The sequence below is a fragment of the Georgenia faecalis genome, assembly GCF_003710105.1.
Classification (GTDB): Bacteria; Actinomycetota; Actinomycetes; order Actinomycetales; family Actinomycetaceae; genus Georgenia_A; species Georgenia_A faecalis.
Map to the genome: position 1 here is coordinate 2,575,330 of NZ_CP033325.1, position 13,724 is coordinate 2,589,053.

At 72.0% G+C, this 13,724-nt stretch carries 14 protein-coding genes; 7 read left to right on the plus strand and 7 right to left on the minus strand.

Annotation, left to right across the window (positions count from 1 at the left end; translation table 11 throughout):
• Positions 1-26 precede the first annotated feature (26 nt).
• Complete coding sequence (locus EBO36_RS11280) at positions 27-1,136, plus strand: DNA glycosylase AlkZ-like family protein (protein ID WP_122824706.1); 1,110 nt, start codon at positions 27-29, stop codon at positions 1,134-1,136.
• A gap of 96 nt (positions 1,137-1,232) precedes the next feature.
• Here the strand turns inward: EBO36_RS11280 and EBO36_RS11285 are convergent, their stop codons facing one another.
• Both EBO36_RS11285 and EBO36_RS11290 read right to left on the minus strand, forming a co-directional pair.
• The gene (locus EBO36_RS11285) at positions 1,233-2,459 is read right to left on the minus strand and encodes a multidrug effflux MFS transporter (protein ID WP_122824707.1); all 1,227 of its coding nucleotides are present in this window, start codon (positions 2,457-2,459) and stop codon (positions 1,233-1,235) included.
• A 196-nt stretch (positions 2,460-2,655) separates the two neighbouring features.
• Positions 2,656-3,309 (minus strand): prepilin peptidase, encoded by a 654-nt coding sequence (locus EBO36_RS11290; RefSeq protein WP_122824708.1) that lies wholly within the window; start codon positions 3,307-3,309, stop codon positions 2,656-2,658.
• Between the two features lie 255 nt (positions 3,310-3,564).
• Here EBO36_RS11290 and EBO36_RS11295 point away from each other — a divergent pair, with 255 nt between their 5' ends.
• On the plus strand, positions 3,565-4,911 hold the full coding sequence (locus EBO36_RS11295; protein WP_122824709.1) for an MFS transporter: 1,347 nt from the start codon (positions 3,565-3,567) through the stop codon (positions 4,909-4,911).
• 86 nt (positions 4,912-4,997) lie between these two features.
• Here the strand turns inward: EBO36_RS11295 and EBO36_RS11300 are convergent, their stop codons facing one another.
• Positions 4,998-5,903, minus strand: a complete 906-nt coding sequence (locus EBO36_RS11300; RefSeq protein ID WP_122824710.1) for a LysR family transcriptional regulator — start codon at positions 5,901-5,903, stop codon at positions 4,998-5,000.
• 72 nt (positions 5,904-5,975) lie between these two features.
• Between EBO36_RS11300 and EBO36_RS11305 the strand changes: the two genes are divergently transcribed.
• A complete protein-coding gene (locus EBO36_RS11305; RefSeq protein ID WP_122824711.1) occupies positions 5,976-6,353 on the plus strand; it encodes a CBU_0592 family membrane protein in 378 nt (125 codons plus the stop codon).
• 450 nt (positions 6,354-6,803) lie between these two features.
• Positions 6,804-7,775, plus strand: a complete 972-nt coding sequence (bsh, locus tag EBO36_RS11310) for a choloylglycine hydrolase (protein ID WP_122824712.1) — start codon at positions 6,804-6,806, stop codon at positions 7,773-7,775.
• Positions 7,776-7,827: 52 nt separating this feature from the next.
• Here bsh and EBO36_RS11315 read toward each other — a convergent pair whose 3' ends face one another.
• From EBO36_RS11315 to EBO36_RS11325, 3 genes are read right to left on the minus strand one after another with little or no spacing between them, the layout of a single operon-like run.
• A complete protein-coding gene (locus EBO36_RS11315) occupies positions 7,828-8,511 on the minus strand; it encodes a response regulator transcription factor (RefSeq protein WP_122824713.1) in 684 nt (227 codons plus the stop codon).
• The gene (locus EBO36_RS11320) at positions 8,502-9,659 is read right to left on the minus strand and encodes a sensor histidine kinase (protein ID WP_122824714.1); all 1,158 of its coding nucleotides are present in this window, start codon (positions 9,657-9,659) and stop codon (positions 8,502-8,504) included. The genes EBO36_RS11315 and EBO36_RS11320 overlap by 10 nt, the downstream gene beginning before the upstream one ends.
• The gene (locus EBO36_RS11325) at positions 9,656-10,297 is read right to left on the minus strand and encodes a DedA family protein (protein ID WP_122824715.1); all 642 of its coding nucleotides are present in this window, start codon (positions 10,295-10,297) and stop codon (positions 9,656-9,658) included. Before EBO36_RS11325 ends, EBO36_RS11320 begins: the two co-directional genes overlap by 4 nt.
• A 116-nt stretch (positions 10,298-10,413) precedes the next feature.
• Here EBO36_RS11325 and EBO36_RS11330 point away from each other — a divergent pair, with 116 nt between their 5' ends.
• Both EBO36_RS11330 and EBO36_RS15370 read left to right on the plus strand, forming a co-directional pair.
• A complete protein-coding gene (locus EBO36_RS11330; protein WP_122824716.1) occupies positions 10,414-10,797 on the plus strand; it encodes a thioredoxin family protein in 384 nt (127 codons plus the stop codon).
• A gap of 348 nt (positions 10,798-11,145) precedes the next feature.
• Positions 11,146-11,307 carry a hypothetical protein gene (locus EBO36_RS15370; protein ID WP_164471451.1) on the plus strand — a complete coding sequence of 54 codons (162 nt, stop codon included), beginning with the start codon at positions 11,146-11,148 and terminating at the stop codon, positions 11,305-11,307.
• 75 nt (positions 11,308-11,382) lie between these two features.
• Here the strand turns inward: EBO36_RS15370 and EBO36_RS11335 are convergent, their stop codons facing one another.
• Positions 11,383-11,913 carry a DUF6584 family protein gene (locus tag EBO36_RS11335; RefSeq protein ID WP_122824717.1) on the minus strand — a complete coding sequence of 177 codons (531 nt, stop codon included), beginning with the start codon at positions 11,911-11,913 and terminating at the stop codon, positions 11,383-11,385.
• A 920-nt stretch (positions 11,914-12,833) separates the two neighbouring features.
• On the opposite strand from EBO36_RS11335, the gene EBO36_RS15995 reads away from it, so the two are divergent.
• Positions 12,834-13,442, plus strand: a complete 609-nt coding sequence (locus tag EBO36_RS15995; RefSeq protein ID WP_222928715.1) for a DUF6338 family protein — start codon at positions 12,834-12,836, stop codon at positions 13,440-13,442.
• Positions 13,443-13,724 lie beyond the last annotated feature (282 nt).

Below are 13,724 nucleotides of genomic sequence, written 5' to 3' on the forward strand. Positions count from 1 at the left end.
ACCGGCGCGCGCTCCTACGCTCAGGCATGCCCGTCTCTCTCGGCCAGGCGCTCGCCTGGCGTCTGGACCGCCAGTTCCTCGTCACGGGTGCGGCCTGCGCGGCCGACGTCGTCCGGCGGCTCGGCGGCATTCCGACCTGGTCCGGCGACGCGGACCTCGCCGTCCGGCGTCGGCTGAGCGACCCGGCGCCCGACGCCGTCGCGCGGGCCGTCGCCGACGGCGACCTCGTGCGGACGTACGCCTTCCGCGGCGCCACGTACCTGCTCGCCGCGGACGACGCCGGGGCCTACCTGGCCGTGCGCGCCGCGAGCCGGCAGTGGGAGCTGCGCAGCTGGCGCGAGCACTACCGGCTCGAGGCGGAGGACTGGCCGGCACTGCGCGCGACGGTCCGCGAGGCGCTCGCCGACGGGCCGCTCACCCGCCCCGAGCTGGCCGACGCCGTCGCCGCCCACGCCCGGTTCTCGCACCTGCGCGAGGCCCTGGCCGACCGCAGCCACACCCTGAACAAGCCGCTGGCCTGGCAGGGAGACCTCGTCATCGGGCCGTCCCGGGACGGTCAGATGACCTACCAGGCCCCGACCGCCAGCCCGCGGTGGCAGGCGCCGCCCGACCTCGACGACGCCGGCCGGTACGCGGTCCTCTCCTACCTCGGCGGGTACGGCCCCGCCACGCGCGCCAACCTCCACCACTGGCTCGTCGAGGGCCTGAGCGCCGGCCGGCGGCGGCTCGAGGGCTGGCTCGCGGGCCTGATCGACGACGGCGCGGTCGTCGAGGTGGAGGTCGACGGCGAGCCCATGCTCGTGCGGGCGGCGGACCGCGACTCCCTCGCCGCGCAGCCGGAGACCGCCACGGTGACGCTGCTGCCCGGGCTGGACCCGTGGGTCCTCGGGCCGGGCACGGACGACGCCCGGATCGTCCCCCCGGCCCACCGCGCCGCCGTGACGCGGGGCGCCAACCTCGTGCTGCGGGCCGGCGTGGTCGCCGGCGCGTGGAAGGTCGCCGGTGGGACGCTCGCCGTCACCTGGTTCGCCGAGGCGGGCGACCCGCCCACGGGAGAGCTCGAGGCCGAGGCCCGCCGCCTCGCCGCGCTCCTCGACCGGGACCTCGACGTCACCGTCTCCGCCGCCGAGGGCTGACGGCGAGCGGGGACACCAGTCGACGAGACGTTCCCGCGGAAACGTCTTGTCCACATCGATCGACGAAGTGCCGTCGACGAACGGTCGCTTCGACGCCTAGCCTGCCCGGCCCGTCCGGCGGTAGGCCGGCGTGCCGACCACAACGACGACGAACGCGAGGGCGAGCACCGCGAGGATCACCGTCGCCATGGCGAACGCGTCCTCGCCGAGCAGGCCCACGAGGGGGCTGACGACGCCGGCCACTCCGGCCTGCATGGCGCCGATGAGGGCGGCCGCGGAGCCGGCGCGCTCCCCGTGCCGGCTGAGCGCGAGCGCGGACGCGTTGGGCGGGACGACGGAGTTCACCGTGAGCAGCAGCCACAGCGGGACGAGCAGCCCGATGAGCCCGCCGAGATCCCGGGAGGTGACGACGAGGAGGACCACCGCCAGCACCAGGGCGATGGGGACGGCGACGCGGATGATGTGGAGCGGGGCGAACCGCCGCACGAGGGAGGCGTTGACCTGCGTGCCGAGGATGAGGCCGACCCCGTTGAGGGCGAAGAGGAGCGCGAACTCCGTCTCCGACAGCCCGTAGCCGCCCTGGAGGACGAACGGGGATCCGGCGACGTAGCTCATGAGCGCCCCCAGGCCGAGGCCCGGCAGCAGGGTGAGGGCCATGAACTCGCGGTCGCGCAGCAGCACGCCGTAGCTCTTCATCGCTCCGCCGACGCCGTCGGTGCGGCGACGCTCGGGCGGCAGGCTCTCGGGAAGGCGGAACCAGATGAGGACGGCGAGCGCGACACCGATCAGCGCGAGCACGGCGAACACCGCACGCCACCCGGCGAGGCCGGCGATGAAGCTTCCGGCGGTCGGCGCGAGCATCGGCCCCAGGCCGATGACGAGCATGAGGCGGGACAGGATCGCGGCGGCGGTGGACCCGGAGTAGCGGTCCCGGATCACCGCCATGGCGGTCACCGTGGCGGCCGCGTTGCCCACGCCCTGGATCACCCGCAGCGCGAGGAGCGGGAGGATGCCCGGCGTCACGATGCACAGCAGCGAGGCGACGACGTGCAGGGCGATGCCGATGAGGACGGGGCGCCGGCGCCCGTAACGGTCACTGAGCGGTCCAGTGATGAGCTGGCCGACGGCGCCACCGATGAGGACGCCGGTGATGGTGGCCTGCGCGAACGACGCGGTGGTGTCGAGGTCGTCGGCCACCTCGGGCAGCGACGGCAGGTACATGTCGGTCGTCACCGCGGGTAGCGCCGCCATGAGCCCGACCATGAGCACGAACTTCGCGCTGGGGCGGCCGTGGTGGCGGGCGAGATCGGTCACGGATTCCATCGTCCCAGCGCGGACGGCCCGGGTGCTCGCCGGGGTCCCGCGAGACGACGTGAAACCCCTCACGTTGAGGGGTTGCCGCCCGGGTCCCGCCTGCGGTGCCGGCACAGCGCCACGCACGCGCACCCGGTGCCGCGCGCACCCGGCGACCCGGCGACCCGGCGACCCGGCGACGGGGCGACCCGGCGACCCGGCGAGCTCAGACGCCCGCGAGGGCGGGACCCCAGGCCGCACCCACCGCGGCGCCGGCGATCATCCACGGCCCGAACGCCACCGACGAGTGCCGGGTGGCCCGCCCCGCGGCGAGGAGCACCAGCGCCACCACCCCGCCGAGCACGAAGGCCGCAAGCGCGCCCACGGTGAGGTGCCACCAGCCGAGCCAGCCGAGGAAGGCCCCGAGCACGGCGGCGAGCTTGACGTCGCCCAGGCCGAGGCTCGCCGGCGACGCCAGGGCGAGGACCAGGTAGGCGCCGCCGAGCACCAGGCCCGCGAGCGCCGCCCGCGCCAGGCTCCCCCACTCCCCCTGCGTGGCCGCCGCGAGCGTGAGGCCGACGGCGAGCACCACGGCCATCGGCCCCACCACCGCGTCAGGCAGCCGGTGCTCGGCCAGGTCGACGACGACGAGCATCGCGCCGCCGACCGCGAGCGCGGCGAAGGTCAGCGCCTCGGCCCACCCGGGGGCGAGCGCCAGGGCACCGGCGCCGCCGAGCCCGGCCAGGACGACGTGGAGCGGTGCCCGCAGCCACGGGGAGTCCGTGCGGGCGATGAGGCGCAGGCGGGGCGTGAGGGCGGCGGCCGCGGCGCCCGCCGTCGCCGCGGCGAGCAGCAGCACCCACGTGCCCCCGTCCCCCATCTGCCGGAGCGTAGCCAGGCGCCGTCGCCGTCGTGGGGCGATCGCGCGCGCCTGTGCACGACCCGCCGGCCCGGGCGCGTGAGATGCCCTGCGCGCGGGCCACGCGGCGGGGTTAGCCTCGATGCCCATCGGACGCGCGCGGCCGGTTCCGCCGTCGTCCTCTGTCACCGCAGGAGGACCACCCTGACTACCCGTGTCACGCCGGACGACGGCGTCGGCTTCCGCTCCTCACGCGGGCCGATCCTCCTCGCGCTCATGATGACGACGAGCCTGGTCGCCATCGACTCGACGATCCTCGCGACGGCCGTCCCCACGATCGTCGCCGACCTCGGCGGCTTCTCCAGCTTCCCGTGGCTGTTCTCCATCTACCTGCTCACCCAGGCCGTGTCGGTGCCGATCTACTCCAAGCTGGCGGACAGCATCGGCCGCAAGCCGGTCGTCCTGCTCGGCGTCGGGCTGTTCCTCCTGGGGTCGATCCTGTGCGGGTTCGCCACCTCCATGCCCGCCCTCATCGCCTTCCGCGCGATCCAGGGCCTGGGCGCGGGCGCGGTGCAGCCGATGGCGATCACCATCGCCGGCGACATCTACACCCTCGCCGAGCGCGCCAAGGCGCAGGGGTACCTGGCGAGCGTCTGGGCGATCTCCGCGGTCGTCGGGCCGACGCTGGGCGGGGTGTTCTCCGAGTTCGTCACGTGGAACTGGATCTTCTTCGTCAACATCCCGCTGTGCCTCATCGCCGGCTGGCTCCTGATTCGGCACCTCCACGAGACGGTCGAGCGCACGCGGCACCGCATCGACTGGCTCGGCGGCGTGCTCCTCACCGGCGGCGTCAGCCTGCTCATCCTCGCCCTCCTCGAGGGCGGCAACGCGTGGGCGTGGGACTCGGCGGTGAGCATCGGCTCGCTCGTCACCGCGACCGTGCTGCTCGTGGCGTTCCTCCTCGTCGAGCGACGCGCGGTGGAGCCGGTGCTGCCGCTGTGGGTGCTGCGGCGCCGCCTGCTCGTCACCACGGGGCTCATCAGCGTCGGCGTCGGCGTCATCCTCATCGGCCTGACCACCTACGTGCCGACGTTCCTCGAGACGCTCCTCGACGCCTCCCCGCTCACCTCCGGGCTCACCCTCGCCATGCTCACCATCGGGTGGCCGATCGCCGCGACCCTGTCCGGCCGCATCTACCTGCGGATCGGGTTCCGCGCCACGGTGCTCATCGGCGCGGCGATCGTCGTCGTCGGCACCGGTGCGCTGGTGCTCACCGCCCAGGCGCCGTCGATCGCCGCCGTCGGGGCGTGCTGCTTCGCCATCGGGCTGGGCATGGGCCTGGTGGCCTCCCCCAGCCTCATCGCCGCACAGTCGAGCGTGGACTGGGGCGAGCGGGGCGTGGTCACCGGCGCCAACATGTTCGCCCGGTCCGTGGGCAGCGCGGTGGGCGTCGCGGTGCTCGGCGCCGTGGTCAACGCCCGCCTCGACGGGGCGGACGCGCTCGAGGAGCCGGCGCTGTTCGGCGACGCCGTCACCGGGGTGTTCCTCGTGGCGGTGGCCGTCGCCGTCGGCGTGGTCGTCGCCGGGTGGTGGATCCCCCGCACGCACCGCGCGCTGCCGTAGCGCCGACGGCGGGGCCGCGGGGGCCCGCGGGAGCCACGGGAGCCGCGGGCGACGGCGCGGGCCGCGAGGACCCCGGACGACGGCGCTCAGGCGAGCTCGAGCGCGCCGGCCACCTCGACGATCTGCTCGAGGACCGCGAGGACCTCGGGCCGGGGCTCCTTGCGGGTGACCCGGTGGCGCACGACGAGCCGGCGCGACCCGAGGCCGGGCACCGCGACCGCCTGGACGCCGTCGGGCAGGACCCGCTGGAGGGCGAGGGACGGCAGCAGCGCGATGCCGAGGCCGGCGGCGACCAGGGCGATGGCGACATCGAAGTCGGCGTAGCGGTGCGCCGTCTCGGGCACCGTGCCCAACGTCCGGGCGACGCGCTCGACGGCGCGGGCCGCGGCCGTCCCGGGCTCGACGCCGAGCCAGGTGTGGCCGGCCAGGTCGACGAGGGTGCTCGGCGGGGTGAGACCGGCGGGCAGGACGGCGATCCACGGCTCGTCGAGGAAGGGCACGTCGCGCACGCCACGCGGGGTGGGTGCCTCGCCCTGGGCGTCGGCCTCGAGGACGAGGAGGTCGACGGCGGCGGTGCGCAGGGCCCGCTGGCCGCCCTCGGGGCTGGTCTCGCGCACGACGAGCTCGACGCCCGGCAGGGTGCGGGGCAGGTCGAGGAGCATGGGGACGAGGACGGCCCGGATGACGGTCTGGAAGGCCCCGACGACGACGGTTCCCGCGACGTCGCCCTCAAGCGCGGCGAGCGTGCGGCGGACGTCGGTGAGCTCGGACTCGATGCGCTCACCGGCCTCGGCGAGGACGTGGCCGGCGGCGGTGAGGACCGCGCCGGTGGGCCGGCGGTCGAGCACCCGGACCCCGGTCTCGGCCTCGAGCCGGGCGATCTGCTGGGACACCGCCGAGGGGCTGATCCGGAGCGTGTCGGCGGCAGCGAGCACTCCGCCGGCGCGCTGGATGGCCAAGAGCACGGCAAGCCTGCGTGGGTCCACGTCCATGAAGCAAACCTACATGCCGAGTGCAGCGGCGTTCCATTGACCTGCATGGCTCGGAGCCGAAGAATCATCCTCGTGCTTACGTTCGGCTCCGTGCTCCTCACCGTCATCGGGTGGGGTGGCGCCCTGTGCGCCCTCACCGCCTACTTCATGGTCACCAAGCGGCTCATCGAGCCGGACTCGATGCTCTACCAGGGCCTCAACCTCGGCGGCGCCTTCACCCTGTGCATCAGCGCCTCGGTGAGCGGCGCGTGGCCCTCCGCGATCGTCAACCTCATCTGCGTGGGCATCGGCCTGCAGGCCGTCCTCACCGCCAAGCAGCACGTCCTCAAGGCACTCCTGCGCCGGCGCGAGCGCGCCGGCCTCGCGCGGCTCCGCCAGCGGGCCGGGCGCGGCCCCGTGCCCGTCGAGTCCCCCGCCCGCTCGGCCCACGCCCCGCTCGTCCTGCGCTGACCTGAGGAGCGGGAGGGAAGGCACCCTCCCGCTCGTGATCATGCAGAAACGCCGGGCACAGCTGCCCGGCGAACGGCGGCCCGACCGCCGCCGGTCGAGGCCCTCACGCCCCGCCGGGGATCGTCGCCGGCCCCCGGCGGGCGGCGCTCAACGGCACGCCCCCTCGTCGACAATGGCGTCGGCGGCAAATGATCAACGCATCGCCCGCCTTGGGGCGTAAACGCGAGCGGTGCCGTGCCCCACGCGCGCACGCCCCCTTTGCCGACAATCAGCTGAAACGCGGACGATGATCAATTCCCGCCGCCGGGGCCATTGGCACAGACCCTGCGACCGGAGAGGGGTCGCGCGTGCGATCGGACGGTCTCGCGCGGCCGCCCCCGAACCCGCTCCCCTGCCGATCGCCGGGGCCAGACGTAGGGTGGCAGGAGCCGAGACTAAGGGGGAAGTCGCATGTGCACGGCAGCCAACTACATCACCAAAGATCACTACTTCGGTCGGAATCTCGACCTCGAATTCTCGTACAACGAGGCAGTGACCGTCACGCCCCGGAACTTCGTGTTCAATTTCCGGAGAGTGCCGCCGCTGGAGAGCCATTACGCGATCATCGGCATGGCGACCGTCGCGGACGGCTACCCGCTCTACTACGACGCGACCAACGAGAAGGGCCTGAGCATGGCGGGCCTGAACTTCCCGGAGAACGCGGACTACAAGCCCGAGGCGGACGGCAAGACGAACATCACGCCGTTCGAGTTCATCCCGTGGATCCTCGGGCAGTACACGACGGTGGACGAGGTGAAGGAGGCCCTGAAGGACCTCAACCTCGTGAACATCCCGTTCAGCGAGCAGTTCCCGCTCTCCCCGCTCCACTGGATCATCTCCGACCGGGACGCCTCCATCACCGTGGAGTCGGTGAAGGAGGGCCTCAAGGTCTACGACAACCCGGTGGGCGTCCTCACCAACAACCCGACGTTCGACATCCAGCTCTTCAACCTCAACAACTTCATGAGCCTGTCGCCCGAGCCCCCGGAGAACAACTTCTCCCGCGCGCTCGGGTTCGACACGTACAGCCGAGGAATGGGCGCCATCGGTCTCCCCGGAGACCTGTCCTCCGGCTCACGCTTCGTGAAGGCGGTGTTCACCAAGGTGAACTCGGTCTCGGGCAACTCCGAGTCGGAGTCGATCAGCCAGTTCTTCCAGATCCTCGGCTCCGTCGCCCAGCAACGCGGCTGCGTCGACGTGGGCGGCAAGTACGAGATCACCATCTACTCCTCGTGCTGCAACACCGACACGGGCGTGTACTACTACACGACCTACGAGAACAGCCAGGTCACCGCCGTCGACATGCACCGCGAGAACCTCGATGGCAGCGAGCTCGCGAGCTACCCGCTGGTCAAGGGGCAGCAGATCGCCATGCAGAACTGACGGACCGGGCGCTGGCCAAGGGGCAGGCGGTGCAGAGCTGACCGACCGCGGCTCAGCCGGCCGGAGGCTGAGCTCCCCGAGCTCGCGGGGTTTCGCTGCGGAGGTAGGCGAGGACAGCGAGGACCCGCCGGTTGTACGTCGTGCCCGGGGGGATGTCCAGCTTCCCGAAGATCGTGCTGATGTGCTTCTCGATCCCGCTCTGGCTGACGTAGAGCTGAGCGGCGATCGAGGCGTTGCTCCGGCCCTGGGCGACGAGTTCCAGCACCGACCGCTCACGGGTGGTGAGGCCAGCGAGTCGCCCGTCGGGCTCGCTCCGGGCGGCGATGAGCTGCCGGACGACCTCGGGATCGAACGCGGTGCCGCCGTCCCGCACACGCTCAAGGGCGTCGAGGAAGCCTCCGATGTCGGAGACCCGGTCCTTGAGCAGGTAGCCCACGCCTCCCCGCCCGTCGAGCAGCTCGCTCGCGTGGCGGCGCTCGACGTACTGGGAGAGGACGACGACGGCGACATCAGGCCAGTCCCGGCGGATCCGGAGCGCGGCGTGAACGCCCTCGTCGACGAAGCTCGGGGGCATGCGCACGTCGACGAGCGCGAGGTCCGGCGGGTTGGCGGCGACGACGGTGATCAGCTCGTCGGCGGTGCCGACCGCGTGCGTGACCGTATGCCCTTCGGCGGTGAGGAGCTGGGCGAGCCCCTCCCGCAGCAAGGCGGAGTCGTCCGCGAGGGCTATTCGCACGGGATCACTGCCTTGATCGTCGTCGGACCACCTCGGGGACTGTCGATGCTGAGGCGGCCCCCTCGCGCCGCGACCCTGGAGGCGATCCCGGACAGGCCGAGTCCTCCAGGGTCGGCGCCGCCCTTTCCGTCGTCACGGACGGTGACGACGAGGTCGGCTCCCAGGCGTGCGACGTCGATGTGCACCTGTGACGCGTCCGCGTGCTTGATCGCGTTGGTCACCGCCTCGCTCGCGACAAAGTAGGCGGCCGCCTCGGCAGCGTGGTTGGTGCGTCCCGGCACACTCACGCGCAGGCTGGCCGGGACGGGGGTCCGGTCACGAAGGACCTCGAGCGCCGCGGCCAGGCCGTCCCGCACGAGCATCGCCGGGTACGTGCGCCAGGCGACGCCGCGCAGCTCGTCGAGGATCTGCTGCGCCTCGGCTCGTGCGCGCCGCTGGAGGTCCGCACGGACCGCCGGGTCACCGGTACGTTCGACCCGCGCGAGAATGATCGACAGGGCGACCACGCGCTGCTGCACGCCGTCGTGGATGTCGCGCTCGATACGGCGCCGTTCGGCGTCCACGGCAGCGATCACGTCATCGAGCGTGGTGTGCAGCCGGCTCACCTCCTGGGTGAGCTCCCCCACCCCCGGCCGGGCCAGGGTCGCCCAGGCGCTGCGGTCGAGCCTGGCGATCCCGACGAGCCCCGAGGCCGCGAGGAAGACCAGCAACGCACCGGGCAGGGCGTATCGCGCCACCGTCGCCCAGGTGACCGCTCCTGGGTCGGCGCCGAAGATCGTCACGGCCCGGCCCGTCGCGGCGCCGAGGACCGTCTCGACGGCCACGACGACCCCGGCCACAACCAACGCCAGCACACAGGCGGCCAGGAGGCCCAGCAGCGCCTCGATGGCGAGCAGGCCGACCAGCCGCCCGCCGGAAGGCTGGGCGCTGGGCGGCACCCCCTCGATCCAGGCCAGCCGCCGCGCCTGCCACCGGGAGACGGTGGCGGCGGGGGCGCGGGAGACCGGGGCGGCGATCAGCGCCAGCAGCAGCGCCGGCACGAGGGCAACCCCCATGACCGATCCCGCGAGCGACCGAACCGCACCCAGCACGGCCTCGGCGGCGCTGTGTCCGCGACCGCCAAGCACCGCGACGCCGTCGGGGCTCACGAGGCAATTCTGCCGGACGCTCGCTGACGCAGTCGTAGAAGGACGAACACGATCCCCGACATGGCGACGGCGGCGACCACGCACTTCTGGAAGGCGTCGGCGTACCGCTCGACGAGGGTCCAGTGCTCACCGAGGTGATAGCCGGCCAGGACGAAGGTGGTGTTCCAGATGGTGCTCCCTGCGGCGGTCAGCAGCGTGAACCGGCCCAGAGGCATCCGTTCCACCCCGGCAGGCACGGAGATCAGGCTGCGGAACAACGGGATCATCCGTCCGAGGAACACCGCCGTCGACCCGTGCCGCGCGAACCACTCCGCCGCCCGGTCGACGTCTGAGGCCTTCATCAGCGGCGTCCGGGCCACGATGCTCCGGAGCCTGGCGTGCCCCAGACACGCGCCGAGGCCGTAGAGGACCAGCGCACCCGCGACCGAGCCCGCCGTGGTCCACACCAGTGCCTCCAGCAGACCGAACGACCCGCGGCTGGCCGTGAATCCGGCGAGGGGCAGGATGACCTCGCTGGGCAGGGGCGGGAACAGGTTCTCCAAGGCGATGACCAGCCCCACCCCCGGCCCGCCCAGCGACTCCATCAGTGCGACTGCCCACTCGGCAACGGCGTTCATGTGTCCGGCGTCGTTTCCCATACCCCTCACCCTTGGGCGTCCAAGCGGCGCTGTCAGTGGGGCCAGCCCCCCAACGACGTGGGGATATCCGCATGCCCGAGTCGCTTCGCGCATACCCCCCGGGGTATGGTCCGGTCATGGCTACACGCGAGATCACCCTCGACACCCTCCAGGCGACCGTCGCCGAGCACGAGATCGTCCTGCTCGACTTCTGGGCCGCGTGGTGCGGTCCGTGCCGGAGCTTCGCCCCGGTGTTCGAGGCCGCCTCCCAGTCCCATCCCGACGTCGCCTTCGGCAAGGTCGACACCGAGGCGCAGCGTGAGCTGGCGGCCGGGTTCGGCATCACGTCCATCCCCACGCTCATGGCGTTCCGCGACGGCATCATCGTCTTCGCCCAGCCGGGCGCCCTCAACGGCGCCCAGCTCGAGCGCGTCATCGAGGGCGTCCGCTGCCTCGACATGGACGAGGTCCGCGCCTCCGTCGCGGCCCAGGCCGACGACGGCGCTCCCCCCGCGCGATGACCTCTTCCGCTCCCACCCCCGCCCGGGACGTCGCCGGCGCCCGGGCCGGCCTGGGCGAGCGCCTGGTCCGCGGGGCCGTCGCCGTGGTTGTCGCGGCATTCGCCGGCAGCATGATGACGACCCACCCGGTGGTCGGCGTCGGCGCCGGTGTGCTCGCGCTCGCCATCGCGGCCATGGCGGTCACCGGCAGGTGCCTGGGCGCCGGCTGCGCGCCTGCCTCCGCGCCATCGCCGCCGCCACCGCAGAACACGCTCGGCGACCCCGAGGCGCACCAGCGCCTCGACGTGCGCCGACGCGCCTCACCTCGCCTCTCCCACCGAAGCACCACCTCACAGAAGGAGCATCACCATGTGCCGAGCAGCCACGTGCACGACCTGCGGCAAGACCACCTGGGCCGGGTGTGGCCAGCACGTCGACCAGGTGATGCGGGGAGTGCCCGCGTCCCAGCGGTGCCCGGGCCACACCAAGGAGCGCGGCACCGGCTTCTTCGCCCGGCTCTTCGGACGGTGACCGGTTCGCTCGGCTCTTCCGGCGGTGACCGGCCACCGCTGAGCGCCCGCCGCTCCCGCGCCCGAGACGCCCGGGTTAGCTGATCCGGTCCGCGATCCAGTCGATGACCGCCCGGATGCCCTCGGCGGCGCCGGGGATGATGGCGACCAACCACACCCCACCGACGAAGATCAAGATGGGCGTGGCCAGCCGGTCGAGCCACCCACGTGGCGGTGCGGGGTAACGGGGATCAGCCCAGTCCACGGGCCCCCCGGCGCGCATCTCGGCCTCAGCGCGAAGGCTGCGCAGTCGGCCGCGCGCCGTCTCGGTAGCGGCGTCGTCCTCCGCCGCGCACCACGACAGCGCCCGCATCATCCGGAGGGGGTCGCCCCCGCACAGGCGCCCGAAGGCGGCCTCCTCGGCGGGGTACCGGTACTCGCTGAGATAGGACCAGCGACCCGCTTGCGCGAGGTCGCCCTCCGCGCGGTACACCTGTGCCAGGCGCTCCCGCAGGTCGAGGCGCTCCGGCATGCTGGCGACGAGGCCACGGATCCGTTGCCGGGCGAGGGCGGTACGCCCGGCGCGCAGGTCCTCCTCGGCGCGCAGCAGGGTGCGCTCGACGGGCATGGCGGCACACTAGCCGCGGCCTGATCTTCCCTGTCGGTCAACGGATGATTAGGAAGGGACCAGACGGTTCGGAGGGCCTTCGCACGACGGCGACGGAAGGCCCGGCCTCAGCGCACCCACGCGCTCCCATCCGACGGATCCTCGAGCAGGGGCGGCGGCTCACCGCCCGGTACGGTCTGAAGTCCTGGTTCTGATCCGTAGAAGGTCCCCGGCCATGCGCGAACCCCTGTACTTCCTGCGCGGAGAGGGTGCCCTCTGGGCAGTACGCCAAGGCCAACTCCGAGGTGCCCGGCCGGTTCCACGTGGCCAAGCCCAAGGCACGCTGGCCGACTGCATGAACACCGACCCCCTGGACGCCATCGTCTCTCCGCGATTCGCGGAGGTGATGGCCGACCTGGGAGCCACGGGCTACCGCATCGAGCCCACCAGGCTCGGGCGCGGATTAGCGTCCGCGGCAACCCTGTCAGTCGCTCCGCAGTGGGAAGCGAGGAGGCGACGCACTCGTAGACGGGCAAGCCTGACTCAGGCAAGACGCGCGATCTCTTGTACCCGCCGGGCGGAGACTTCTGGTCTTCGCATGACCTAGCGGCACGAGGACGAAGCGCAACGGGTATTGCACCAGTACAACATAGTGAATCGGTCGAGCGTTCGGCGGCGGGACCACACGTCGCTGATCGCACACTTACCCCTCGACCCCGCCTCCGATCGGTGCCATGCTCATCCTCCACCCGTCTAGAGGAGGCTGCGCCATGTCCACCCCCCAGAACGAAGACCGGCGAACGTCCGATAAGCAAGACCTCGAGTTTAGCGAAAAAGGGCTGGACCTCATAGGTGGGAACCAAACAGGCAAAGGCACCGAAATGTCTGCCGACGAGTTCGTTGACGACGACGACTAAAACGTTCGCGTGATCCCTAACGGTGTGGCAACAGTCATCGTATTCGGCTTGCTTGTTGCTCCTGGACTCACCTATCAAATCCTTAGCGATCGCCGACGGCCCCGGACTGAGCGTTCAGCTTTCCACGAGGCCAGCAGCACGGTACTGGCGTCCGCGGTTTTCACGACGGTAGCAGCGATTATCCTGGCGCTCCCCTGGCATCTGGTGCTTCGAGGTGTGCCGCGTGAAGCTGCATGGCAGGACATCCTCCCCGTGTATGCCATGGTGACGGCTACCGCCGGCCTGGCGTGCGGCCTCGTCTTCATATTTGATTGGCTCCGCGCGGCCGGGGCGCCCGCAACCATTGTTGAACGGCCCGCGTGGAACCAGGTGTTCCGAGTCGAGTGCCCGGCCGGTCACCTTCCTGTGGCTCGCGTTACCATGCAAGACGGCTCGTGGTGGATTGGGAGGGTGCGCGGCTACGGTTCCGGCACGGGCGATGATCGCGAACTTATCTTGCACGGGCACATGAGGACCAGCGAACGCGCATCTCCAGGCGTCGTGCCCGCCAAGTGGGAACGAGTCGTCTTAAAGTCGTCACAGATCCGTTCCGTGCAAGTGGGCTACGTCCCCACGGGCACGGCGGCACCTTAGGCGACCCGCTTGGGGTGGCTTCGTGCCAAGCGGGTAGCACATCGTGCGCACCTACACGCCACACGGGCGTCGCGTGGCCGAGGATTCTGACCTGAGGGCGTCCGCCGAGTGGACGCCCTCTGCGACTGGCTCCTACGAGCCGGCGCAGCGGGACCTTGCCGGCCCCTTCGAGTTTGGGCTGGCGGCACTGCAGGGCGACGACGTCGCGGTTCGCCAGCGGCAGAGAGTGCGCTGGTAGAACACACATCTTTGGAGGACGTCCCTCATTGCGCCGCCTCGGCC

Bases quoted from the DNA above. Each gene is read 5' to 3' on its own strand.
- EBO36_RS11280 (WP_122824706.1), top strand. From the start codon at position 27: ATGCCCGTCTCTCTCGGCCAGGCGCTCGCCTGGCGTCTGGACCGCCAG.
- EBO36_RS11285 (WP_122824707.1), bottom strand. From the start codon at position 2,459: ATGGAATCCGTGACCGATCTCGCCCGCCACCACGGCCGCCCCAGCGCG.
- EBO36_RS11290 (WP_122824708.1), bottom strand. From the start codon at position 3,309: ATGGGGGACGGGGGCACGTGGGTGCTGCTGCTCGCCGCGGCGACGGCG.
- EBO36_RS11295 (WP_122824709.1), top strand. From the start codon at position 3,565: ATGATGACGACGAGCCTGGTCGCCATCGACTCGACGATCCTCGCGACG.
- EBO36_RS11300 (WP_122824710.1), bottom strand. From the start codon at position 5,903: ATGGACGTGGACCCACGCAGGCTTGCCGTGCTCTTGGCCATCCAGCGC.
- bsh (WP_122824712.1), top strand. From the start codon at position 6,804: ATGTGCACGGCAGCCAACTACATCACCAAAGATCACTACTTCGGTCGG.
- EBO36_RS11325 (WP_122824715.1), bottom strand. From the start codon at position 10,297: ATGGGAAACGACGCCGGACACATGAACGCCGTTGCCGAGTGGGCAGTC.
- EBO36_RS11330 (WP_122824716.1), top strand. From the start codon at position 10,414: ATGGCTACACGCGAGATCACCCTCGACACCCTCCAGGCGACCGTCGCC.
- EBO36_RS15370 (WP_164471451.1), top strand. From the start codon at position 11,146: ATGTGCCGAGCAGCCACGTGCACGACCTGCGGCAAGACCACCTGGGCC.
- EBO36_RS11335 (WP_122824717.1), bottom strand. From the start codon at position 11,913: ATGCCCGTCGAGCGCACCCTGCTGCGCGCCGAGGAGGACCTGCGCGCC.